We start from the raw sequence: 22,495 nt of genomic DNA on the forward strand, positions 1-22,495 counted from the left end.
TGTTCTATGGCGATGCAAAGGCCAGTCTCGACACACTGCTGGGCCTGGTTCAGTAAACAGGACATCAAACCAACAGAAAAGGCGCTCCATCCGGGGCGCCTTTTCCTTTGCCGCTTCTTCCTTGTCCCAAGTACCCCGGGGGAGGCCGCAGGCCGGGGGCAGCGCCCCCAGATGGTGCTTGTGTATACCGTTGCATTCAGCTAACGTGTTGAAATAAAACATTTCTGTACATGTTTTCCCGGCTGCAGTATGGTCCGCGGCATTGCCCCGGAGACCAAGAATGCCGCCGATCCAGGATCACCCGCTGCGCTACCAGCTGACCAATGAGCTGCACGCCCGCCCGTTCCCGACCATGACCAGCCCTTGCACGGTGGTCTACCTGGCTGTGAAACAGCCGCAAGAGGCCGTGCACCGCGACCGGATGCAGGACATGCAGCACCTGATCCAGCTGCTGGACCGCCACGGCGCGCCGCATCCCAAACCGGGGGCGACCCACCATACCGCCCAGATCGGGCGGCACATGCTGAAGTGGGAGCAGCACACTGAGTTTGTCAGCTACACCGTCTACAGCGACGGCGTCAGCACGCGTGCCTTCGACCCCGCGGATTTTGATGTCTTCCCGGTCGACTGGCTGGCAGTGGCGCCGGGCCAGCGGATCACCTCGGCGCTGATCCGGGTGGTGCCGCGCGCCGCGCCGGCGGTGCTGAAAACCACCATGCACGACTGGTTCGTGCCGGAAAGCCTGACCGCTTCGCAGGTACTGGACGACAGCGCCGTGGTGGCCGGTGATTTCCGCATCGACCCGGCGGGCCATGTGCGCTTTGCCATCTTCCCAAACACCGATACCGGCGCCCAGCGGGTGGGCCGGATCGTTCAGAGGCTCTGCGAGATCGAGACCTACCGGGCGATGTCGATGCTGGGCTTTTCCCGCGCTCGCGGCCTGTCGCCGGTGATCGGAAAGCTGGACAGCCGTCTCAGCGAGATGATGGCGGAGATGACAAGCGGCACCAAGCCTGCTGAGGAGATCCTGACCCAGCTGCTGGCAGTTTCGGCTGAGCTGGAGGCGATGGCGGCGCAATCCGCCTTCCGCTTCGGGGCGACCGGCGCTTATGACGCGCTGGTCAGCCAGCGCATCAGCCTGCTGCGGGAAGAACGCCACGAGGGGTTCCAGACCTTTGCTGAGTTCATGCTGCGACGGTTTGATCCTGCGATGCGGACGGTGAATTCCACCGAGAAACGGCTGGATACGCTGGCCAGCCGGGCACGCCGGGCAGGGGAGCTGCTCAGGACCCGGGTGGATGTGGAACGCTCCGCCCAGAACCAGGCGCTGCTCGCGAGCATGGACCGCCGCGCCGATATCGCGCTGCGCCTGCAGCACACTGTCGAAGGCCTGTCGGTGGTGGCGGTCAGCTACTACGCGATATCGCTGGTTTCCGACTTCCTGTTCCCGCTGGCCGAACGCTACGGGATGACCAAGAAGGTGCTGATCGCCGCTGTCACTCTGCCGGTCATTGGCCTGGTGTGGCTGGGCATCCAGCGGATCCGGAAGAAGCTGCACTGAGCACTGCCGCAAGAGTGCCAAAGCGAAGGGCCGCCCAGTGGGGCGGCCCTCTTTCGTTTCTGCGGCGCGCTCTGATCAGCGGCCCCGGATCCGCGGGTCCAGCGCGTCGCGCAGACCGTCGCCCAGGTAGTTCACACTCAGCACCGTCAGCGAGATCGCCATGCCGGGCCAGAACACCCGCTCAGGATACTGCTGCAGGTAGTCGGTGGCATCAAACAGCAGCCGTCCCCAGGTCGGGAAGTCCGGCGGGAAGCCGAGGCCAAGGAAAGACAAGGACGACTCGGTGATGATCGCGGTGGCAATGCCCAGGGTGGCCGAGACCATGATCGGCGACAGCACGTTGGGCAGGATGTGCCGTGTGATCAGCCCGCTGTTGGTGGTGCCGATGGAGCGTGCCGCCATCACGAACTCGCGCTCTTTCAGCGCCAGCACATCGCCGCGCACAATCCGTGCGGTGGGCATCCAGCTGGTCACCCCGATGGAGATCACGATCAGGATGAAAATCCCCTGTTCCGGCCCGAAGGCGGCGTTCAGCGGCTCACGGAACAGCAGCATCATGACCAAGAGCAGCGGCAGCAGCGGCAACGCCAGGAACAGGTCGGTCAGGCGCATCAGCGGTCCGTCCAGTTTCTTGAAGAAACCGGCCATCACCCCGATGAAGGAGCCTAGGAACAGCGCCAGCAGCATCGCCGTCAGCCCGACTGAGACCGAGGTTGCGCCGCCTGCCATCATCCGGGCCAGCATGTCGCGGCCCAGCTGGTCGGTGCCGAAGGGATGCGCCCAGCTCGGGCCCTGATTGCGGGCGCGGATGTCGATTTGGGTGGCCTCAAGGTCCCACACCAGCGGACCGGCATAGACCGCCAGGATGATCAGCAGGAACAGCGCCCCGCCCATCAGCGCGCCGCGGTGGGACTTGAACTGGTCCCAGACGTCCAGCCACTGGCTGCGCGGCGGCTGGTGCAGCTCTTCCATCTGCCCGGCGGCCGGAACCGCGGTCGAGGCCGGAGCCATGCCTTCATCCGGCACAAAGCGTTCCTTGTCAGTCATAGCGGATCCTCGGGTCAAGAATGCCGTACAGCACGTCGGCGATCAGGTTGAACAGCACGATCAGCACCGCAAAGATGAAGGTGAGCGTCTGCACCATCGGCAGGTCGTTGGCCTGGATGGCGCCGATCAGCAGCTGGCCGATGCCGTTCACCTTGAACACCTGCTCGGTGATGATGGCGCCGCCAAAGATCGACGGGATCCCCAGCGCAATCACCGTGACCACCGGGATCATCGAATTGCGCAGGACGTGAACCATCACCACCACATATTCGCTGAGGCCCTTGGCGCGGGCGGTGCGGACATAATCCTGATTGAGGTTGTCCAGCATCGAGGCGCGCATGAAGCGGCTTAGCTGCGCGGTGATCTGCAACGCCAGCACCATCACAGGCATGATCATCTGCTTCAGCTGGTAGACAAAGCTGTCCCAGCTGTCGACCACATGGGTGGTGTCATAGATCGACGGGAACCAGCCCAGCTGCACCGAGAAAATCACGATGACCAACACGCCCGAGAAGAACGGCGGCACCGAGAAGCCGACCATCGACACGAAGGTGCCCATCTGGTCGAACCAGCTGTACTGGCGGTAGGCGGAGTAGATGCCGATCGGCAGCGCGATCAGGATCGCAACCACATAGGCAGTGCCAACCACCCACAGGGTCTGCGGGATACGCTGGACCACGATGTCCATCACCGGCGAGCGGGTCTGCCAGGAGATCACCCGCAGCTGGCCTTCGGCGAGGCTGGTGCCGAAGATATTGTCGATCAGCACCTGCGGCTCGATCCAAAAGAATTGCACCAGCCATTTCCAGAACCGGATATGCATCGGCTCGCCCAGGCCCAGGGCCAGGCGCATCTTTTCTTTGACTTCAGCGGGGACGGTCAGGGGAACCTGCGCCATCGGGTCGCCGGGGGCGAGCTCCAGGAGCAGGAAGATCACGAGGCTGATGAACAGCAGTGTCGGAACTGCCAGGATCAGCCGCCGGATTGTAAAGGTCAGCATCTGCTAAGCGCCTTTGCAACTTGTATTGAATTCGGAACAGGCGGGGCGGGGTCCCCGCGTCCAGGCCATGCACAGCAGCCGGTGGCAGCCCCTGCAGATGGCAAGGGCCCCGGCGTCGCGCCGGGGCCCGGAGAAGCAAGCAGTGCTTACTTGATGCGGTACCAGTCAGCTGCGTTCCACAGCTCGCTGTCCCAGACGTTCAGGTCGACACCGCCCAGGGTATTGGAATGCGCCGACAGGCGGCCGCGGTGCACCAGCGGGATCATGCCGCCGTTTTCGACCATGATGTCGTTCAGGCGGCGGCCGATTTCGGCGCGCGCTTCCAGGCCGGCGGTCTTGGCCAGTTCGGCGTGCAGCTGATCGAACTCCTCGTCGCAGAAGCGCGAGATGTTCTCACCCTGCCACTGGGATTCCGGCTTCGGCGCCTTGTCGCACAGGCCGTTGCCCAGATAGGACTGCGGGTCGGTGCCGTCGAAGTTGTTGGCGTACATTTCGACGTCGGCATAGAAACGCTGGAAGGTGTCGGGCGAACCCGGGTCGCCGCCAAAGAAGACGGAGGCGTTGACGTTGCGCAGCTCGGTTTCAATGCCGATCTGGCTCCACCACTCCTTGATCAGCGCCTGGAAGTCCTGGCGCACGGCGTTGGTCGAGGTCTGGTACAGGATCTTCATCGGTTTGCCGTCCGGGGTCTCCCGCACGCCGTCGCCATTGGTGTCCTTGTAGCCTGCCTCTTCCAGCATCGCCTTGGCGCCTTCGATGTCCTGTGTGTCGCACTGGAAGGTATCAGACGCAAAGGCAGCAGGTGCAGGCACCCAGTTGCAGCTGACCTTGCCGGCCTTGCCATAGCCGATTTCCACCAGCAGCGGACGGTCGATGGCCATCGACATCGCCTTGTAGACCGCCGGGTCTTTCAGGAACGGGTGCGGATGCTTGGCTGTGGCGCGCTCGCCTTCCGGCAGCTCCGGCGACGGGTCGGTCTGGTTCAGCATGATGCGTTCCACCAGCGAGCCGAAGCCCGCAACCGGCTTGCCCTTGCCGCCTGCTTCCATCTGCGCGATCACTTCCGGCGCCAGCTGCAGGTTCCAGGCATAGTCGAACTCGCCGGTTTCCATTACGGCGCGGCCGGCCGCGGTTGCGTCCCCGCCGCCCTTGAACAGCACCTTGGCAAAGGCCGGCTTGGCCGGGTCGCGGTAATTCGGGTTGGCGGACATGGTGATCACGTCGTTCGGCTTGAACTCATCCACCACAAACGGGCCGGTGCCGATCGGGCCAAAGTTCGCTTCGGTGCATTCCGGTGCCTTGGCGCCGGTGCAGTTCTCGAACTGGGCCTTTTGCAGGATCGGGCTTTCGCCGCCCACAAACGGGCCGTAGGGGAAGGGGGTCGGCTTGTCGAAGGTGACCTTGACGGTCAGATCGTCCACCACCTCGACACCGGTAACGCCCTGGAACTTGGTCAGCTGGGCACAGCCGCCTTCGGGGTGCATGCAGTAATCGGCGGTGAATTTAACGTCATGGGCGGTGAAGTCGGTGCCGTCGGACCATTTGATGCCCGGTGCAACTTTCCAGGTGATCGAGGTCAGGTCTTCGCTGACGCCGCCGTTTTCCACGGTCGGGATTTCCGACGCCAGATAGGGGATCATGTTGCCCTGCGGGTCATAGCGCGCCAGCGGCTCGATCACCAGCGAGGCCGATTGCACATCCTTGGTGCCGCTCGACAGGAACGGGTTCAGGATCGACGGCGCCTGCCAGTAAATGATGTTGACCTGGCCGTCGGACCCGCGCTCAGCAAAGGCTGCAGGTGCCAGAGAGACCGCGGCAACGGCACCCATCAATAGGGATTTCAATTTCATCACACACTCCTTGTCGGACACGTTTCGTGTCTTTTTGTTGCCCGGGCCCGATCAGGCCCGGAGGGTTGCCGCATTGCTGCGGAAGTGTAGCTCTGGGCCTGCAAGCAAAGGGAAAACCTTGAGACTATAACCTCTTAACACCTTGCCGGACGCACCGGCACGTGACAGCCTGCAGGCAACCACAGGGGTATCGAAACGCTTTTGCCGGGAAATTGCAAATTCCAATTTCGAAGGGGCCATGCATTATTTGCATGAGCATTTTTGTGCAAAGTAGAGTTAACTCCGGAACCTGAGGCCGTCTTTTCAGGCGGGCCAGGCAAGAAAAACAGGGAGCCGTCATGCTGGACAACGCCATTGCATCCATCAGAAATCTGCGGGTGGAGTTTCAGACCAAGGACGGCCCCGTGGTCGGGGTGGAGGATGTCTCCTTTGACGTGAGCCCCGGCGAAACCGTTTGTATCGTTGGCGAATCCGGCTCCGGCAAGTCGGTGTCCTCGCTGTCGCTGATGCGGCTGGTGGAGTTTGGCGGCGGCGAGATCGCCGGCGGCGAGCTGCTGTTCAACCGCCGCGAGGGCGGCGATACCAACCTTGCCACCTCCGAACAGGAGATGATGAAGCAGATTCGCGGCAACGAGATCGGCATGATCTTCCAGGAGCCGATGACCGCGCTCAACCCGGTGTTCACCGTCGGCCGCCAGCTGACCGAGGGCCTGCGCATCCACAAGAAGATGTCGCAGTCCCAGGCAGAGGAGCGGGCGCTGGAGCTCTTGCGCCAGGTCCGCATCCCGGAACCGGAACGCCGCCTGAAGCAGTATCCGCACGAATTGTCGGGCGGCATGCGCCAGCGGGTGGTGATCGCCATGGCGATGGCCTGCGAGCCGCGGCTATTGATTGCAGATGAACCGACCACCGCGCTGGATGTGACCATCCAGGCGGAGATTCTGGCGCTGATGGACCGGCTGAAGCGTGAGACCGGCACCGCGGTGATGTTCATCACCCATGACATGGCGGTGGTGGCCCAAATGGCCGACCGCGTCGTCGTCATGTTCCGCGGCAACAAGGTTGAGGAAGGCACCGTCGAGGAGATTTTCGAAAACCCCAAGCACGACTACACCAAGGCACTGCTGGCGGCGGTGCCGAAGCTGGGCGAGATGCGCGGCAAGCATTACCCCGAACCGATGAAGCTGATGGGCGTCGAGAACCAGAAGATCGAGCCGATCAAGGGCACCGACGAGGTGCTGCTGGATGTAAAGAACCTGACCACGCGCTTCCCGGTCAAGGGCGGCCTGCTGCGCCGCACCATTTCCAACGTGCACGCGGTGGAGGATGTGTCCTTTAAGGTGTTCAAGGGCCAGACCCTGTCGCTGGTCGGCGAATCCGGCTGTGGCAAATCCTCTGCCGGCCGCTCGATCCTGCGCCTGGTGGAGCCGCAATCCGGCCAAGTGAACTTCGAAGGCCGCGATGTGCTGCAGTTCAGCCCGTCCCAGATGCACAAGGCGCGCCAGGACATGCAAATGATCTTCCAGGATCCCTTTGCCTCCCTCAATCCGCAGATGCAGCTGATCGACCAGGTGGCGGAACCGATCCGGAACTATGGCCTCGCCTCCGGCTCCGAGTTGCACGACCGGGTTGCCAGCCTGTTTGACCGCGTCCATCTGCCGCGCAGCTTCATGCGCCGCTACCCGCATGAGATGTCCGGCGGCCAGCGCCAGCGGATCGCCATCGCCCGCGCGCTCGCCCTGAACCCCAAGCTGATCGTCGCGGACGAGGCTGTCTCCGCACTCGACGTCTCGGTGCAGGCGCAGGTCCTCAATCTGATGATGGAGCTGCAGGCGGAACTGGGGCTGTCGTTCCTGTTCATCAGCCACGACATGGCGGTGGTCGAACGGGTCTCCCATCAGGTCGGCGTCATGTACCTGGGCCGCATCGTCGAAATCGGCCCGCGTGAGCGCGTGTTTGAAAACCCGCTGCACGCCTATACCCAGGCGCTGATGAAGGCGGTCCCGATCGCCGATCCGCGCCAGCGCAAGTCTGAGAAGGAACTGAACTTCAAACCGATCCCGTCGCCGATCCACGAGGTCGGCTATCAGCCGGAACCGTCGGAATACCTGGAGCTGGAACCCGGCCATTTCGTGCTGACCACTGACAGCGGCTACTGAGCATGGCGGAAAAACTGACCCCGCTGGAGATCATGGCGCAGCTGGTCTCCTTCCCGACGGTGAGCCGCGACACCAACCTGCCGCTGGTCGATTGGGTGCAGGACTATCTGTCGTCCCACGGCATCGAAAGCCACCGCTGGACAGACCCGGATCAGCCGCATAAGGCCGCCGTCTTTGCCCACGTTGGCCCGTGGGAAGAGGGCGCCGTGGTGCTGTCGGGCCATACTGATGTGGTGCCGGTCGACGGCCAGCCTTGGGAGACTGATCCCTTCACCGTGGTGGAGAAGGACGGCAAATACTTCGGCCGCGGCACCTGCGACATGAAGGGCTTTGACGCTCTCGCCATCTGGGCGCTGGTGGAGGCCCATACCGGGGGTGTCACCCGGCCGCTGCAACTGGCGCTGAGCTTTGACGAGGAGATCGGCTGCACCGGCGCCCCGCCGATGATCGAAGCGATGCAGAAAGTGCTGCCCAAGGGCTCGGCGGTGATCGTGGGTGAGCCTTCGATGATGCAAGCCGTCACCGGCCACAAGGGCGGCACCGGCTACGACACCCATCTGGTGGGCTTTGAGGTGCACTCTTCACTCATGCACACCGGTGTCAGCGCCATTATGCAGGGTGCGAAACTGATCGACTGGGCCAACCAGCAGAACGCCGCGAACATGGCCAGGGAGCCGGGTGAGATGCAGGCGATGTTCACTCCGCCCTGGACCACCTGCCACGTCGGCATGATCGAGGGCGGCACCGCCCACAACATCACCGCCAAGGACTGCCGCTTTCTGATGGATTTCCGGGTGGTGCCGGGCGAGCATGCCAGCGATTGGGAGGCGGCCTATCTGGCCAAGGTGCGCGAGGTCGAGGCGGAAATGCAGGCCATCCACCCGGAGGCCCGCATTGATGTGTCCAAGCACTTCGACGTGCCCGGACTGGTGCCGGAACAGAACGGCGAGGCTGAGGCGCTGGTGCGCCGGGTGACCGGCGACAACGGCTCTCATGTGGTCAGCTACGGCACCGAGGCGGGCCAGTTCCAGCAGGCCGGTTACTCGGCGGTGATCTGCGGTCCCGGCGACATCGCGCAGGCGCATCAGCCCAACGAGTATATCACGGTTGCTCAGTTCGACGCGGGCCACGACTTCATGCGCAAGCTGGTGGAGAAACTGCGCGGCTACTTCCCGCTGCCTTGAAACCGCGCGTTTCGTGCTCAGATTGGTGCTGAAGGTGTATCAGGTGGTGCACAGACGGTGCACAGACGGTGCACAGGGGGTGCACGCATGGCACCCCCGCTCTGGCGCGTTCCGCCACGTCCCGGCGGGGCCGGATACTTGCGAAGCTAAGTTTTTTCGCGGACAGTTTGCCGCAACGGAACCTGAAACAGTAAAGGGGAGGGGAAAATGCCGGCCAAGAACCGCTTTGCCGAGATGCACCAGGAGATCACAGCCTGGCGCCATCACCTGCACGAGAACCCCGAACTGATGTACGAGGTGCATGAAACCGCTGCCTTTGTGGTGGAGCGGCTCAAGGAGTTCGGCATCACCGATATCACCACCGGCGTCGGCCAGACCGGCGTGGTCGCGGTGATCGAAGGCAAGACCAACACCTCAGGCCGCGCCATCGGCCTGCGCGCCGACATGGACGCGCTGCCAATCCCCGAGGCCTCGGGTGTGGACTATGCCTCCAAGACGCCCGGCGTGATGCACGCCTGCGGCCACGACGGCCACACCTCGATCCTGCTGGGCGCGGCTAAGTACCTTGCAGAGACACGGAATTTCGACGGTAAGGCTGTGCTGATCTTCCAGCCGGCCGAAGAAGGCGGCGCCGGCGGCAAGGCGATGTGTGACGACGGCCTGATGGACCGCTGGGGCATCCAGGAGGTCTATGGCCTGCACAACATGCCCGGCCTTCCGGTGGGCGAATTTGCCATCCGTCCGGGTCCATTGATGGCGTCCTCGGATGAATTCATCATCACCGTCACCGGCAAGGGCGGCCACGCCGCCGCCCCGCACGAGGCGATTGATACCACGCTGGTGGCTTCGCAGATCGTGGTCTCGCTGCACTCGATCGTGTCGCGCAACGTGGACCCGATCAAACGCGTGGTGCTGACCGTCGGCACCTTTGAAACCGACAGCACAGCGTCGAACGTGATTGCCCATACCGCCAGGCTGCAGGGCACTGTGCGTACGCTGGATCCCGAGTACCGCACCCAGGCCGAGGAATGGGTGCGCCGGGTTGCCGAAAGCACTGCTGCCGCGTTTGGAGCCACGGCTGATGTCGAATGGGTTCCTGGCTATCCCGTTACAATCAATGATGAAAACGGCACTGCACATGCAGTGGAGGCGGCGCAGGCGGTCTCTGCAAAGGTCGATGCCGAGACCCCGCCGATCATGCCGTCCGAGGATTTCTCCTACATGCTGGAGCAGCGCCCCGGCGCATATATCTTCCTCGGCAACGGCGACACCCAGATGTGCCACCACCCGGCTTATGTCTTTGATGACGAAGCGATCCCGCTGGGATGCAGCTGGTTTGCCGAGCTGGTGGAACGAAGAATGCCCGCGGCCTGAGGCTGCGGGGAACAGATAACCAAAGGAGTGAGAAATGCCGGTCAAGAACCGCTTTGCCGAACTGCAGGATGAAATCACCGCCTGGCGCCGTGACATCCACGAAAACCCGGAAATCCTGTTCGAAACCCACCGCACCAGCGCGCTGGTGGCGGAAAAGCTGCAGGAGTTCGGCTGCGACGAGGTGGTGACCGGCATCGGCCGCACCGGCGTCGTGGGCGTGATCAAGGGCAAGGCGGACACCTCCGGCAAGGTCATTGGCCTGCGCGCCGACATGGACGCGCTGCCGATCCATGAGCAGACCGGTCTGGACTATGCCTCCAAGACCCCCGGCGCGATGCATGCCTGCGGCCATGACGGCCATACCGCGATGCTGCTGGGCGCTGCCAAGTACCTGTCGGAAACCCGCAATTTCGACGGCACCGTGGTGGTGATCTTCCAGCCCGCCGAGGAAGGCGGCGGCGGCGCCAAGGTGATGTGCGACGACGGGCTGATGGACCGCTGGGGCGTGCAGGAGGTTTACGGTCTCCACAACTGGCCGGGCCAGCCGCTGGGCTCCTTTGCCATCCGTCCGGGATCCTTCTTTGCCGCAACCGACCAGTTCGACATCACCTTTGAGGGCCGCGGCGGCCATGCGGCCAAACCGCATGAGACCGTGGACACCACCGTTCTGGCCGCTCAAGCCGTATTGGCGCTGCAGACTATTGCCTCGCGCAACGCCGACCCCGTGCATCAGATTGTGGTCTCGGTGACCTCTTTTGAGACGTCTTCAAAAGCGTTCAACGTGATCCCGCAGAAGGTGCAGATCAAGGGCACCGTGCGCACCATGTCGCGGGAGATGCGCGATCTGGCAGAAAAGCGCATCAACGAGGTGTGTAATGGCATCGCCGCGACCTTCGGCGGCACTGCGGACATCACCTATCACCGCGGCTATCCGGTGATGGTGAACCACGAGGAGCAGACCGAGTTCGCGGCCAAGGTGGCCGCCAGCGTGTCCGGCTCCTGCGGGGATGCGCCGCTGGTGATGGGCGGCGAAGACTTTGCCTTCATGCTGGAAGAGCGCCCCGGCGCCTATATCCTGATGGGCAACGGCGACACCGCGATGGTGCATCACCCGGAGTACAACTTCAACGACGACGCCATTCCTGCAGGCTGCAGCTGGTGGGCGGAGATCGTTGAACAGCGGATGCCGGCTGCCTGAATGATATTGGAGAGGGGGCTGTCTGCCCCCTCTTGAACCTGCGGCTCAATTCACCCCCGAGAATATTTTTGACCAGAAAGAAGCGGCGGCGGGCGTCAGTGCTCCAGCAATTCGCGGTAGATAGTGACGAGCGTTTCCGCTTCTTTCTCCAGCGCGAAGTTGGTCATGGCGTGTTTGCGCGCGGCCTCTGACCAAGCCTGCAGGCGGCCCTCGGTGGAGAGCACCGCGCTGATGGCCTCCACCATCTGGGTGGTTTCGCCCGGATCGATCAGCAGGCCGGTTTCCCCTGGCGCAATCAGTTCCTCAAAAGCACCGACGCGGGTGGCTACCGCAGGCACGCCGCAGGACATCGCTTCGAGCGGGGTGAGGCCGAACCCCTCCCATCGCTGCGGCGCCACGTAGAGGTCCAGCGCCTGATACCAGCGGGACACCTCCCAAACCGGCACTTCCGGCGGGAACCGCAGGCGGTCCGATAGGCCAGAGGCTTCCACCTTGGCGCGCAGTTCCTTCTCGAAGGCAACGTGTTTTTCGGTGGCGCGGCCCATCACGATGCCAACCGCCTTGGGGTGTGCCTTCAGCACTTCCAGCATGGCGTCGACAAAGACGTCAGTGCCCTTCTGCGCCCGGATGCGGCCGTAACAGCCGATCAGGATCGCATCCTCCGGCAGGCCCAGTTCGCGGCGCAGCGCCGCCTTGTCAGCAGGTGGAGCGAACTCTTCGGTGTTGATCCCGTGGTGCACCACCTGCGCAGGTTTCTCCAGGTAGGCTGCGCCCTTGGCGGAGGTGGCGATCACCCGGTCCATCTGCGAGATCAGCCACTTGGTGTAGCCGGAGTGATGGCGCTGCGAGGCGGAAGTGAACAAGAGTTTCAGCCGCTTGCCCAGCAGGTATTTCAGCGCCAGGCCGCCCAGCATTTCCACATTACGCCGGGCGTGCCAGACGCGGGCGCCGGATGGGCCGTTCCGGCGCATCAGGATGAGCTGGGACACCGACAGATGCGGCATGTTCCCCGGCAGGCCGCTGCCCGCGGTGGCAATGGCGATATGCTGGCGCTGCAGCGGCACCAGCCGCACGATAGTGGAGGTGACGCCGGACAGGCGGCGCTTGAAGTTCGGCGCAATGACTTCGATTTTTTTGGCGTCAACTTGTGCCATCACGGCCTCCTATCGGACAGCAGTGCCAGCAGGGCGTCCACCGTCTTGTCCAGTTGATCCGATTGGCGGGATATGAATTGCCCGGCAGCGTCGCGAGCGGCCTGAAAGACCTCCGGCTGCTCCAGCCATTTGGCAACCTGATCTGATAGTTCCGCCGCTGAGCGCACTTCTGCCGCGGCACCTAGGGCGGACAGTTCGGCATAGGTCTCGGCGAAATTGTAGTGTCCCGTGCCGGTGATCACCGCCGCACCTGCCTGCATCGGTTCAAACGGGTTGTGGCCGCCGATTTCGCGCAGGGACCCGCCCAGGAACACCAGCGGGCAGAGCGCGTACCATGTGCCGACCTCGCCCAGCGTGTCTGCCAGATAGACCTGGGTTTGGGTGCCGGGCAGCACGCCCTTGCTGCGCCGTGCGCAGCTGAGGCCCGTGTCCTTGATCAGCGTTTCAACCGCATCGCCGCGTTCCGGGTGGCGGGGGGCGAGCAGCAGGCAGAGGTCCGGGTGCTGTTTCAGCAGCGCCTCATAGGCGTCCAGCACGGTTTCCTCTTCGCCTTCATGAGTCGAGGAGGCGACCCAGACAGGCCGCTCGCCAATGCTGCTGCGCACCTTGGCGAGGGTGTCCTGATCCACCGGCAGCGGCGCGGAAACGGCCTTGAGATTGCTGCCGGGGCGGATGCGCTCCGGTGCGGCGCCCATCGCCTGCAGGTTGGCGGCGGTTTTCTGGTTCTGGGTCACCAGCAGAGTGAACTGGTCGAGGATATACCGCGCGGTATCCGGGCGCTTTGTCCAGCCCTGCACCGATTTGTCCGAGAGGCGCGCGTTCAGCAGCACCAGCGGGCAGCCGGTCTTGCGGGCGCGCACCAGCATCTGCGGCCACAGCTCGCTTTCGACAAATACCCCCAGATCAGGCTTCCAATGGGCCAGGAAGCGGTCCACGGCGGCGGCGGTGTCCAGCGGCGGGAATTGGTGGCGGCAGCGCGGCGGCATCCGCTTGGCGATCAGCTCAGCCGAGGTGGGGGTGCCGGAGGTGATCAGGAACTCCGCATCCGGCATCTGTTCGCCCATCCGGGCAATCAGGGTCAGCACCGACAGGCTTTCGCCGACCGAAGCCGCATGAAACCAGATCAGCTGCCCGGCCGGGCGGGGCAGGGAGGCGTGGCCGAGGCGTTCACGCACCCGTTCCTCTGGCAGGCCGTAGTCGCGCAGCTTGCCCGCGACCTTGCGCCAAGCCAAGGGGGCAATCAGCGCGCTGACGCCGCAGTACAGGGAGTAGAGCAGCGTCCGTTGCGCTGGAGCGGTCCCGGGCATGTCAGCCGCCGGTGTGGCTCATGTGGCGGGACATCTGGCCGCCGGCCTCTTGCCGCGAATAATCAAAATCATGGCCGCGGGGCTTGTCGCCGATGGCGGCGCGGATCGCAGCCTCCAGCACGCCGGCGCCTTCCTCATTGGCGCGCAGGGGCGCCCGCAGGTCGGATTTGCCCTCCTGGCCGAGGCAGGTGTAGATCTCGCCGGTGCAGGTGACCCGAACCCGGTTGCAGCTTTCGCAGAAATTATGGGACAGCGGCGTGATGAAACCGATCTTCTGGCCGGTTTCCTCCAGCCGCACATAACGGGCCGGGCCGCCGGTGCGTTCGGCCAGATCGGTGACAGTGTAGTGGCTTTCGTATTCCTTGCGCACGTCCTTCAGCGACCAGTACTGGCCGATGCGCTCCATGGCGCCGATATCCTCACCCATCGGCATCACCTCGATCCAGGTGAGGTCGAGGCCGCGTCCGGCGCACCATTCGGTGATCCGGGGCAGTTCTTCCTCGTTGAAGCCCTTCAGCGCCACCGCATTGATCTTGACCTTGAGGCCTGCTTTCTGCGCCGCATCGATGCCCTTCATCACTTGCGGCAGGCGGCCCCAGCGGGTGACATCGGCAAACTTCTGTTCGTCCAGCGTGTCGAGCGAGATATTCACCCGGCGCACTCCTGCGGCATAGAGATCATCTGCGTACTTCACCAGCTGCGAGCCATTGGTGGTCAGCGTCAGCTCCTTAAGGGCGCCGGTTTCCAGGTGGCGGCTCATCGACTGGAAGAAGGTCAGGATGCCGCGCCGCACCAGCGGCTCGCCGCCGGTGATCCTCAGCTTCTCGACGCCCAGCCGGATGAAGGTGGAGCAGAGACGGTCCAGTTCCTCCAGCGTCAGCAGATCCTTCTTGGGCAGAAAGGTCATGTTTTCCGACATGCAGTAAACGCAGCGGAAATCGCAGCGGTCGGTGACCGAGACACGCAGGTAAGTGATTGCGCGGGCGAAGGGATCAATAAGCGGAGCCGTCATGCCTCCTAGGTAAAGCGGGGCACCGCCCGCGGCAAGGGGGAGACGGCATTTGTGACTGGCAAAGAGTTTCGCAGCTGGCTAGGGTCGCCTCATGCGTATGACAGTCATTTCCCTTGCTTCGATTTCCCTGCTGGCGGCCTGTAACGGGATCCAGCTGAACTCTTCTATTCTGAACGGTTCCGGCGGACCAGCGGCGGCTGAGCCGCAGGACCCGGTGCTGCAGCCCTCACCTGGCGTTGATGTTGCTCCGGCGGAGCCGCTGGCGCCAACGTCGCCTTCCGCGCCTTCGTTCCTCGGTTCCGCCACCACAGTGGCCTCGCTGGGCGATCCGTCGCTGCCGGGGTTGTGGATGGAAACGCCGCTGGTGGCAGCAGAGCAGCAGGCGCTGATCCGTTCCAACCGAAATACCCAAGTGGTGTTGACGCTGAAACCGATCCCGGGCGAGGCTTCCGGCGGCAGCCGCCTGTCGATTGGCGCAATGCGGGCGCTGGGCCTGCCGCTGACAGAACTGGCTGAGGTGCAGGTGCTGCCCCCCGCAGGTTGAGCCTCTAATCAATAGGGAAAGCGCCCGCTTGCTTCGGCGGGGCGGGCGCTGCCCGGCGGGTGCCGGGCGGGACCTTTTGCTGGCCTAGATATCTTTCAGGTATTTCGCCGCTTCCTTGCGGGCAAACCCCTTCATGTCTTGCCCATGTTCCGCCAGGAACGCGCGGGTGCGGTCTGCGTCGTGCTTACTGAGGTCGCGCAGCCACCAAGCCACTGCTTTCTGCATGAACCAGTCGCGGTCGGGCACATAAGCTGCGGCCCAGCCCAGGATGCGTTCGCGGGCTTGTTGATCAGCGGGCTTCAGATTGTTCATCTTGGCCCAGGGCAGGGTTGCGACCAGCGCCGCGCGGCGGGTCCACATGTGGTCCGATTGGCACCAGCTTTCTACCGCGTCCAGACGCGCCGGATCCGCCAGCAGCCGTTTAGAAATGGCAGAGCAGGCATGGTCGGCAATCGCCCAGCTGTCAAACTGCGGCACCCAGGACTGCAGCAGCTCCCAGACCGCCTGATCCTCCTTGATCCGCGCTTGTGTGAGCAGCTTGCCCGCGGCGATGCGGGCCTCGAAGATGTCGGTGTGCCACAGGGCGCGGGCCAGATCGACGCGCTCCGCCACGCTTAGGGACTGACGCCAGGATTTGGTCAGGTCGTTGGTGGCCGGGTTCGGCACCCCCAGAACTTCGCGCGCCTGCTTGTGATAGGCCGCCATCTGCTCTGCCCGGCCGGGTTCGGCCTGGGCTTTGAGCGCGTCAAGATAGGGATCAATCATGTGTTTCCTTGACCGCGACCGTCACACCGGCACGCCGGTCGGCTTGCCGTCGATGGTGGTCTGGTTCTTCTCTTCCCAATAGGCGCGGATTTCCGCGTCCGACTTCCCGTCCACCCATTTCTGCATGGTGTCGCGGTCGGACTGGTATTCCATGAAAGGCACCGCATAGCCGCAGGAGGTCTGAACCATATCGACCGAAACATCGAAAATCTGACGGGCGCTGCGGTGCGCGGGGAACAGGGCGGCCAGTTCTTCCCAGCCGTCATCACCCGCGTGCAGGACCTTGGCGGTGCCATAGGTGCGCAGGATCATCGGGCGGGTGGTGAAGGAGCACCACATCAGGGTCATCCGGTTCACCTCCATGAGGTGGCCCGCGGTTTCATTGCCGCTGCCGGTCAGGTTCATCCAGACAATCCGGTCCGGCCCCAGTACCCGCAGCGAGTCCATTCCCTTGGGGGAGATGTTCACGCGCCCCTCCGGTCCGGCCGAACCGGTGAAGAACATGTGCTGCTCTTCAATGAACTTGCGGTGGGCGTCGTCGATCTGCGGGAACTGCTTGGCCATGGCTCACTCCACCGTTACTGATTTCGCGAGGTTGCGCGGCTGGTCCACGTCGGTGCCTTTGGCAACTGCGGTGTGATAGGCCAAGAGCTGCGCCGGAATGGCATAGAGGATCGGTGACAGCGCCTCTTTGACCTTTGGCATCCGGATCGCGCACCAGACGTCGTCGCCGGCTTCGTCAATGCCGCCCTGATCGGAGATCATCAGCACCTTGCCCTTGCGGGCCAGTACTTCCTGCATGTTGGACACGGACTTGTCGAACAGCGAGTCCTTGGGCGTCAGCACCACCACCGGCATGTTCTTGTCGATAAGCGCGATGGGGCCGTGCTTCAGCTCGCCGGAGGCATAAGCTTCGGCGTGGATGTAGCTGATTTCCTTCAGCTTCAAGGCGCCTTCCAGCGCCAGCGGGAACATCAGGCCGCGGCCCAGGAACAAGACGTCACGGGCTTCGCTGACCTTCTGCGCCGCTAGGCGGATCGCCTCGTTCTGCTCCAGCGCTGAGGACAGCACATTGGGCAACCCGCGGATTGCGGTGGCGTACTCCGCCATTTCATCGGCAGTCAGATGCCCGCGGTCGCAAGCGGCCTTGAGCGCCAGCGCCAGCAGCACCGTCAGCTGGCAGGTGAACGCCTTGGTGGAGGCGACGCCGATTTCCGGCCCGGCAAAGATCGGCAGCGCCAGATCGCTTTCCCGCGCGATGGAGCTTTCGGGGACGTTCACCACCGACAGGATCTTGTCCGCCTTCTCCTGGCAGTAGCGCAGCGCGGCCAGAGTGTCGGCAGTCTCACCCGATTGCGACACGAACAGCGCCAGCGTTTTGCCGGGGATCGGCGGTTCGCGGTAGCGGAACTCGGAGGCGATATCGACCTCCACCGGCAGGCGGGCGATTTGCTCGAACCAGTATTTGGCGGTCAGGCAGGCATAAAATGCGGTGCCGCAGGCAACCATGGTCAGCCGCTCGACTTGCGAGAAATCCACGCCTTCGCCGGGCAGGCGCACGGCGTTTTCCTCGACCGGCAGGTAATGACGGATCGCCTCGGCAATCACATGCGGCTGCTCGGCGATTTCCTTGGCCATGAAATGCTTGTGGCCGCCCTTGTCGACCTGCGAGGAGTCGATCTGGATGGTCTTGGTTTCGCGGTTCACCAGTTCGCCGTGGGCATTGCGCAATTCCGCACCCGAACGGGTGACAACAGCCCGGTCGCCTTCTTCCAGATAGGTGATCCGGTCGGTCAGCGGCGCCAATGCGATGGCGTCGGAGCCCACGAACATCTCGCCGTCGCCATGGCCGATTGCCAGCGGCGAGCCCTTGCGGGCCGCGACGATCAGGTCCTCTTCGCCATCAAACAGGAAGGCCAGGGCAAAGGCGCCCTCCAGCTGGTCCAGCGTTTTGAAGGCGGCATCGACGGGGGTGTACCCCTCTTTCAAGTAGCGCTCCGTCATCAGGGCGACGGTTTCGGTATCGGTCTCGGTGCGGAACTCCATGCCGCAGTTCAGAAGCTCTGCGCGGAGTTCCTTGTAGTTCTCGATAATGCCGTTGTGCACCACTGCGACGGAACCGGCGCGGTGGGGGTGGGCGTTGCTGACAGACGGCGCGCCATGGGTGGCCCAGCGGGTGTGGCCGATGCCGGCCTTGCCGGCCAGCGGCTCATGCACCAGAAGGTCGGAAAGGTTCACCAGTTTGCCCACTGCACGGCGGCGGCGCAGGGCGCCGTTGTTCACCGTGGCGATCCCAGCGCTGTCATAACCGCGGTACTCCAGCCGTTTCAGCGCCTCGACCAGGATCGGGGCGGCCTCGTGATTGCCCAGTACGCCGACAATTCCGCACATCACTTGGCTCCCTTCTGCAGGCGGGCCTTCTTGGCGCGCAGCATATCCATCAGCTTGCGCGCACGGCCCGGTTTGTTGCTCTGTTCGGCGCGGGCAATGGCCAGGTCGCCGTCTTCCACATTCTTGGTCACCACTGCGCCGGTTGCGGTCATCGCCTCGTTGCCGACCCGGACCGGAGCCACCAGCATGGTGTTCGACCCGATGAAGGCGCGGGCGCCGATCTCGGTGCGGTGCTTCATCACCCCGTCATAGTTGCAGGTAATCGTGCCTGCGCCAATATTCGTGGCCTCGCCGACAGAGGCATCGCCGATGTAGCTGAGGTGATTGACCTTGGCGCCCTCGGCAATCTCGGCGTTCTTGATCTCGACGAAGTTTCCGATGTGGGTGTTTTCCGCCAGCTCCGCACCGGGGCGCAGGCGTGCATACGGCCCGACCTTGGCGCCGCGGCTGACGTGGCAGCCCTCCAGATGCGAAAACGCCCGGATAAGCGCGCCGCTTTCCACGGTGACGCCGGGGCCGAACACCACGTTAGGTTCGATCACGGTGTCGCGGCCGATGAAAGTGTCAAAGGCCAGATAGACGGTTTCCGGCGCCATCAGGGTGACACCCAGCTCCATCAGGTCTTCCCGCGCCTGCGCCTGAAACAGCGCATCCGCCTGCGCCAGCTCGGCGCGCGAGTTGACGCCGAGCGTTTCCGCCTCATCGCAGGACACGGCGGTGACGTTCAGACCCTCGCGCCGGGCCAGTTCCACCAGATCGGTCAGGTAGTATTCGCCCGATGCGTTTTCATTGCCGACCTTGGCAATCAGATCGAACATCGCGCTGGCCTTGCCCGCCATCAGGCCGGAGTTGCAGAAGGAAATCGCGCGCTCTGCCTCAGTGGCGTCCTTGAACTCGACAATCTTCTCCAGGCAGTCGCCGTCCATCACCAGGCGGCCATAGCGGCCCGGGTCGGCGGCCTCGAACCCCAGCACCACCAGGTCGGCACGCTGGCGGGCCTCCACCATGCGCTCCAGTGTTTCGGCGCTGACAAAGGGCGTGTCGCCATAAAGCACAACCACATCGCCCGCGAACCCGTCCAGCGCAGTGCGGGCCTGATCGACCGCATGGGCGGTGCCAAGCTGTTCTTCCTGCAGGACAACTTCGGCCTCTTCGTCGATTTCGGCAACTGCCGCACGCACCTCATCCGCCCTGTGGCCCGCCACGATGATGGTGCGCTCCGGTGCCAGTGTGCGGCCCGCGGCCATCGCGTGCTCCAGCATCGGCGCCTGGGCAATCGGGTGCAGCACTTTCGGAAGATCGGAGTTCATCCGCGTGCCTTTTCCGGCCGCCAGGATGACAAGGGCAATGCTCATAATCGCTTTTCTCTTTGTCTTTTTAGCGCTCCCGTTTTATCCGCTAACAGGCGGGGCGCAAGGGATAGCGCCATCAAACAAGATTGCGGCCTGCAACATGCGGCGGCGGAAAAGTGCCGAAAGGGCAGGACATGCGAACGGTTATCTTCGATCTGGACGGCACGCTGGCGGATACCTCGGGCGACCTTCTGGCGGCGGCCAACGCCTGTTTCCGGCAGATGGGGCTGGGCGATGTTCTGGACCGGCCGGAGGATGCTGCTGTTGCCCTGCGCGGCGGCCGCAACATGCTGGCAACCGGCCTGAAGCGGACAGGCAAGTTCGATCAGGCCACAGTTGATGAGTTCTATCCGGTGCTGCTGGAGGCCTACCGCGACGCCATCGACCACCACACCGTGCTCTATCCAGGCGCCATGGAGGCCGTGGAGATGCTGAAAACTGCAGGCTACGGCGTCGGCATCTGCACCAACAAGCCAGAGGGACTGGCGGACCAGCTGATGCGCAGCCTGGGTGTCAGGGATGCCTTTGCCTCGCTGGTTGGCGCCGACACTTTGCCGGTGCGCAAACCCGATCCGGAGCCGCTGTTTGAGGCTGCCCGCCGCGCAGGCGGCGACCCGGCCCGTACCCTGCTGGTGGGAGACAGCGATACCGACCGCAACACCTCGGCAAATGCCGGTGTGCCGTCGGTGCTGGTCACCTTCGGTCCCTCGGGCGATGATATGGCCGCGCTGAAGCCGGAGGCGCTGCTCGACCGGTTCGAGGACCTTCTGGAGGTCGCAGACCGGCTGATTGCGTGATCCCGCAACTTAGTTTCGGGATATTCATCTGTCCGGCTTCCCCCTTGACCGCTGGCCGCCCGCGGCTCACAAACGCCGCATGAGCGAAAAGTTTACCGGGTCATTCACCCAGCAGGAACCCATCCCCGAAGTCGCCATCGAGGCCGCGCTGGCGGTGCTCCGCAGCGGGCGGCTGCACCGCTATAACGTGGCAGAGGGCGAGGCGGGCGAGACCGCGCTGCTGGAGCAGGAATTCGCGGCGCAGATGGGTGCGAAATACTGTCTGGCTGTAGCCTCTGGCGGCTATGCGCTGGCAACCTCGCTGCGCGCTGTCGGGGTGAAGCCTGGCGACAAGGTGCTGACCAACGCCTTCACCCTGGCGCCGGTGCCGGGATCCATTGCCTCTGTCGGGGCGGAGCCGGTGTTCGTCGAAGTCACCGAAGACCTGACCATCGACCTGGAGGATCTGGCGGCCAAGGCGGATCAGGCCAAGGTGCTGATGCTGTCGCACATGCGCGGGCATCTGTGCGACATGGACCGGCTGATGGAGATCTGCGATGCCGCCGGTATCACCGTGATCGAGGACTGCGCCCATACCATGGGTGCTTCCTGGAACGGGGTGCTGTCGGGCCGCCATGGTGCGGTGGGCTGCTACTCCTGCCAGACCTACAAGCATGTGAACTCGGGCGAGGGCGGGCTGCTCATCACCGATGACGAAGAAATCGCCGCCCGTGCCATCATGATGTCCGGCTCCTACATGCTCTATGGCCGCCACTTGGCTGCGCCGGGACCTGAGGTGTTCGAGCGGGTGAAATACGAGACCCCCAACATCTCGGGCCGGATGGACAACCTGCGCGCCGCCATCCTGCGGCCGCAGCTGCGGGATCTAGACACGCAGGTGCAACGCTGGAACGACCGCTACCGTGCGGTGGAGGAGGGCCTGCGCGGCACGCCGGGCCTGACGGTGGTGGCGCGCCCTGCGCGGGAGGTCTATGTCGGCTCCTCGATCCAGTTCCTGCTTCTGGACTGGTCCGAGGAGGCGGTGCAGGAGGCTGTGCGCCGCTGCTCCGCCCGCGGGGTGGAGCTGAAGTGGTTCGGCACGCCGGAGCCCGTCGCCTTCACTTCCCGTTACGACAGCTGGCGCTACGCGGACACGCCGCGGCTGCCGCAAAGCGACCGCATCCTGGCAGGCATCATCGACATGCGGGTGCCGCTGACCTTTAGCCTGGAGGATTGCGCGCAGATCGCCCGCATCATCCGGGCCGAGGTCTCCGCCGTTTATCAATCCGCCTGAAAGAGCGGCACCGTCGAGATCGAAACCTTGGCGGACCCGTCGGTCAGCTCTGCCGCGTGGGCGGCATAGATCAGGGTCTGGTTGGCCTCGTCGAAGATCCGCTTGACCCGCAGTGACTTCAGGATAATGGAGCGCGATGCGCGGAACACGTCCTCGCCATCGCGGCCGCGGTCGATTTCGCCCACAGTAATGGGACCGGTCTGGCGGCAGGCGATGGAAGCATTTGAGGGATCCTCGAACCAGTTGCCCTTGGACAGCCGGTCAATCAGCCCGCGCTCGAAATAGGCGATGTGGCAGGTTACGCCTTCGACCTTGGGGTCGGCGATGGCCTCGATGATGATATCATTTCCCACCCAGTCGACGCCGATTTTCCCGACCTCCTCGGCGGCAGCTGGCAGGCCAGCTAGGCAGAATGCTGCGGCCAGGACGGGGGTTGCTCGTGTCATTTGAAACTCCTCTGGATTTCTGGCGGGGCAGGATTTCCGCGTCTGTCTGTTAACGCCCGCACGCGGAAAAAGATCCCCACT

General features: G+C 63.8%; 19 protein-coding genes. 8 read left to right on the forward strand and 11 right to left on the reverse strand.

Annotation, left to right across the window (positions count from 1 at the left end; genetic code table 11):
• The first annotated feature begins 280 nt into the window (after positions 1 to 280).
• Positions 281 to 1,561, forward strand: coding sequence for a DUF3422 family protein (locus tag RA25_RS04695; protein WP_039170551.1), 1,281 nt, complete (start codon positions 281 to 283; stop codon positions 1,559 to 1,561).
• A 75-nt stretch (positions 1,562 to 1,636) separates the two neighbouring features.
• Here the strand turns inward: RA25_RS04695 and RA25_RS04700 are convergent, their stop codons facing one another.
• From RA25_RS04700 to RA25_RS04710, 3 genes are all read right to left on the reverse strand, one after another.
• Entirely contained in the window at positions 1,637 to 2,608 is a 972-nt protein-coding gene (locus tag RA25_RS04700) for an ABC transporter permease (RefSeq protein WP_019296024.1), read from the reverse strand.
• The gene (locus tag RA25_RS04705; protein WP_019296023.1) at positions 2,601 to 3,608 is read right to left on the reverse strand and encodes an ABC transporter permease; all 1,008 of its coding nucleotides are present in this window, start codon (positions 3,606 to 3,608) and stop codon (positions 2,601 to 2,603) included. Before RA25_RS04705 ends, RA25_RS04700 begins: the two co-directional genes overlap by 8 nt.
• A gap of 146 nt (positions 3,609 to 3,754) precedes the next feature.
• Entirely contained in the window at positions 3,755 to 5,458 is a 1,704-nt protein-coding gene (locus RA25_RS04710; protein ID WP_039171181.1) for a peptide ABC transporter substrate-binding protein, read from the reverse strand.
• Between the two features lie 338 nt (positions 5,459 to 5,796).
• On the opposite strand from RA25_RS04710, the gene RA25_RS04715 reads away from it, so the two are divergent.
• The 4 genes from RA25_RS04715 (at position 5,797) to RA25_RS04730 (ending at position 11,373) form a co-directional block, all read left to right on the forward strand.
• Entirely contained in the window at positions 5,797 to 7,617 is a 1,821-nt protein-coding gene (locus RA25_RS04715; RefSeq protein ID WP_039170552.1) for an ABC transporter ATP-binding protein, read from the forward strand.
• 2 nt (positions 7,618 to 7,619) lie between these two features.
• On the forward strand, positions 7,620 to 8,801 hold the full coding sequence (gene argE, locus RA25_RS04720; RefSeq protein ID WP_039170553.1) for an acetylornithine deacetylase: 1,182 nt from the start codon (positions 7,620 to 7,622) through the stop codon (positions 8,799 to 8,801).
• A 207-nt stretch (positions 8,802 to 9,008) separates the two neighbouring features.
• Complete coding sequence (locus tag RA25_RS04725; RefSeq protein WP_039170554.1) at positions 9,009 to 10,175, forward strand: M20 aminoacylase family protein; 1,167 nt, start codon at positions 9,009 to 9,011, stop codon at positions 10,173 to 10,175.
• Between the two features lie 34 nt (positions 10,176 to 10,209).
• Positions 10,210 to 11,373, forward strand: a complete 1,164-nt coding sequence (locus RA25_RS04730; RefSeq protein WP_039170555.1) for a M20 aminoacylase family protein — start codon at positions 10,210 to 10,212, stop codon at positions 11,371 to 11,373.
• 95 nt (positions 11,374 to 11,468) lie between these two features.
• Here the strand turns inward: RA25_RS04730 and RA25_RS04735 are convergent, their stop codons facing one another.
• The 3 genes from RA25_RS04735 to moaA are packed head-to-tail and all read right to left on the reverse strand — an operon-like array spanning position 11,469 to position 14,846.
• Positions 11,469 to 12,527: a glycosyltransferase family 4 protein gene (locus RA25_RS04735; RefSeq protein ID WP_039170556.1), complete on the reverse strand. Its 1,059-nt coding sequence runs from the start codon at positions 12,525 to 12,527 to the stop codon at positions 11,469 to 11,471.
• A complete protein-coding gene (locus RA25_RS04740) occupies positions 12,527 to 13,834 on the reverse strand; it encodes a 3-deoxy-D-manno-octulosonic acid transferase (RefSeq protein WP_039170557.1) in 1,308 nt (435 codons plus the stop codon). Before RA25_RS04740 ends, RA25_RS04735 begins: the two co-directional genes overlap by 1 nt.
• Before the next feature lies 1 nt (position 13,835).
• Complete coding sequence (gene moaA / locus RA25_RS04745; RefSeq protein WP_039170558.1) at positions 13,836 to 14,846, reverse strand: GTP 3',8-cyclase MoaA; 1,011 nt, start codon at positions 14,844 to 14,846, stop codon at positions 13,836 to 13,838.
• 91 nt (positions 14,847 to 14,937) lie between these two features.
• Here moaA and RA25_RS04750 point away from each other — a divergent pair, with 91 nt between their 5' ends.
• The gene (locus tag RA25_RS04750) at positions 14,938 to 15,390 is read left to right on the forward strand and encodes a hypothetical protein (protein ID WP_019296014.1); all 453 of its coding nucleotides are present in this window, start codon (positions 14,938 to 14,940) and stop codon (positions 15,388 to 15,390) included.
• An 84-nt stretch (positions 15,391 to 15,474) separates the two neighbouring features.
• Here RA25_RS04750 and RA25_RS04755 read toward each other — a convergent pair whose 3' ends face one another.
• The 4 genes from RA25_RS04755 to glmU are packed head-to-tail and all read right to left on the reverse strand — an operon-like array spanning position 15,475 to position 19,901.
• Positions 15,475 to 16,155, reverse strand: coding sequence for a DNA alkylation repair protein (locus tag RA25_RS04755; protein ID WP_039145383.1), 681 nt, complete (start codon positions 16,153 to 16,155; stop codon positions 15,475 to 15,477).
• A gap of 21 nt (positions 16,156 to 16,176) precedes the next feature.
• Positions 16,177 to 16,719 (reverse strand): pyridoxamine 5'-phosphate oxidase family protein, encoded by a 543-nt coding sequence (locus RA25_RS04760; RefSeq protein WP_039170559.1) that lies wholly within the window; start codon positions 16,717 to 16,719, stop codon positions 16,177 to 16,179.
• Between the two features lie 3 nt (positions 16,720 to 16,722).
• Complete coding sequence (glmS, locus tag RA25_RS04765; protein ID WP_039170560.1) at positions 16,723 to 18,546, reverse strand: glutamine--fructose-6-phosphate transaminase (isomerizing); 1,824 nt, start codon at positions 18,544 to 18,546, stop codon at positions 16,723 to 16,725.
• Positions 18,546 to 19,901 (reverse strand): bifunctional UDP-N-acetylglucosamine diphosphorylase/glucosamine-1-phosphate N-acetyltransferase GlmU, encoded by a 1,356-nt coding sequence (gene glmU, locus RA25_RS04770; RefSeq protein ID WP_039170561.1) that lies wholly within the window; start codon positions 19,899 to 19,901, stop codon positions 18,546 to 18,548. Before glmU ends, glmS begins: the two co-directional genes overlap by 1 nt.
• 131 nt (positions 19,902 to 20,032) lie before the next feature.
• Between glmU and RA25_RS04775 the strand changes: the two genes are divergently transcribed.
• Together RA25_RS04775 and RA25_RS04780 are read left to right on the forward strand one after the other, a co-directional pair.
• Positions 20,033 to 20,695, forward strand: a complete 663-nt coding sequence (locus RA25_RS04775; RefSeq protein ID WP_039170562.1) for an HAD-IA family hydrolase — start codon at positions 20,033 to 20,035, stop codon at positions 20,693 to 20,695.
• A 79-nt stretch (positions 20,696 to 20,774) separates the two neighbouring features.
• A complete protein-coding gene (locus RA25_RS04780; RefSeq protein WP_039170563.1) occupies positions 20,775 to 21,968 on the forward strand; it encodes a DegT/DnrJ/EryC1/StrS family aminotransferase in 1,194 nt (397 codons plus the stop codon).
• Here the strand turns inward: RA25_RS04780 and RA25_RS04785 are convergent.
• Entirely contained in the window at positions 21,956 to 22,414 is a 459-nt protein-coding gene (locus RA25_RS04785) for a CreA family protein (RefSeq protein WP_039170564.1), read from the reverse strand. The genes RA25_RS04780 and RA25_RS04785 overlap by 13 nt on opposite strands.
• Positions 22,415 to 22,495: the final 81 nt, after the last annotated feature.

The sequence above is a fragment of the Leisingera sp. ANG-S5 genome, assembly GCF_000813925.1.
Lineage (GTDB): Bacteria > Pseudomonadota > Alphaproteobacteria > Rhodobacterales > Rhodobacteraceae > Leisingera.

Coding starts and splice junctions, on each gene's coding strand:
- RA25_RS04695 (WP_039170551.1), top strand. CDS start 281: ATGCCGCCGATCCAGGATCACCCGCTGCGCTACCAGCTGACCAATGAG.
- RA25_RS04700 (WP_019296024.1), bottom strand. CDS start 2,608: ATGACTGACAAGGAACGCTTTGTGCCGGATGAAGGCATGGCTCCGGCC.
- RA25_RS04705 (WP_019296023.1), bottom strand. CDS start 3,608: ATGCTGACCTTTACAATCCGGCGGCTGATCCTGGCAGTTCCGACACTG.
- RA25_RS04710 (WP_039171181.1), bottom strand. CDS start 5,458: ATGAAATTGAAATCCCTATTGATGGGTGCCGTTGCCGCGGTCTCTCTG.
- RA25_RS04715 (WP_039170552.1), top strand. CDS start 5,797: ATGCTGGACAACGCCATTGCATCCATCAGAAATCTGCGGGTGGAGTTT.
- argE (WP_039170553.1), top strand. CDS start 7,620: ATGGCGGAAAAACTGACCCCGCTGGAGATCATGGCGCAGCTGGTCTCC.
- RA25_RS04725 (WP_039170554.1), top strand. CDS start 9,009: ATGCCGGCCAAGAACCGCTTTGCCGAGATGCACCAGGAGATCACAGCC.
- RA25_RS04730 (WP_039170555.1), top strand. CDS start 10,210: ATGCCGGTCAAGAACCGCTTTGCCGAACTGCAGGATGAAATCACCGCC.
- RA25_RS04735 (WP_039170556.1), bottom strand. CDS start 12,527: ATGGCACAAGTTGACGCCAAAAAAATCGAAGTCATTGCGCCGAACTTC.
- RA25_RS04740 (WP_039170557.1), bottom strand. CDS start 13,834: ATGCCCGGGACCGCTCCAGCGCAACGGACGCTGCTCTACTCCCTGTAC.
- moaA (WP_039170558.1), bottom strand. CDS start 14,846: ATGACGGCTCCGCTTATTGATCCCTTCGCCCGCGCAATCACTTACCTG.
- RA25_RS04750 (WP_019296014.1), top strand. CDS start 14,938: ATGCGTATGACAGTCATTTCCCTTGCTTCGATTTCCCTGCTGGCGGCC.
- RA25_RS04755 (WP_039145383.1), bottom strand. CDS start 16,155: ATGATTGATCCCTATCTTGACGCGCTCAAAGCCCAGGCCGAACCCGGC.
- RA25_RS04760 (WP_039170559.1), bottom strand. CDS start 16,719: ATGGCCAAGCAGTTCCCGCAGATCGACGACGCCCACCGCAAGTTCATT.
- glmS (WP_039170560.1), bottom strand. CDS start 18,546: ATGTGCGGAATTGTCGGCGTACTGGGCAATCACGAGGCCGCCCCGATC.
- glmU (WP_039170561.1), bottom strand. CDS start 19,901: ATGAGCATTGCCCTTGTCATCCTGGCGGCCGGAAAAGGCACGCGGATG.
- RA25_RS04775 (WP_039170562.1), top strand. CDS start 20,033: ATGCGAACGGTTATCTTCGATCTGGACGGCACGCTGGCGGATACCTCG.
- RA25_RS04780 (WP_039170563.1), top strand. CDS start 20,775: ATGAGCGAAAAGTTTACCGGGTCATTCACCCAGCAGGAACCCATCCCC.
- RA25_RS04785 (WP_039170564.1), bottom strand. CDS start 22,414: ATGACACGAGCAACCCCCGTCCTGGCCGCAGCATTCTGCCTAGCTGGC.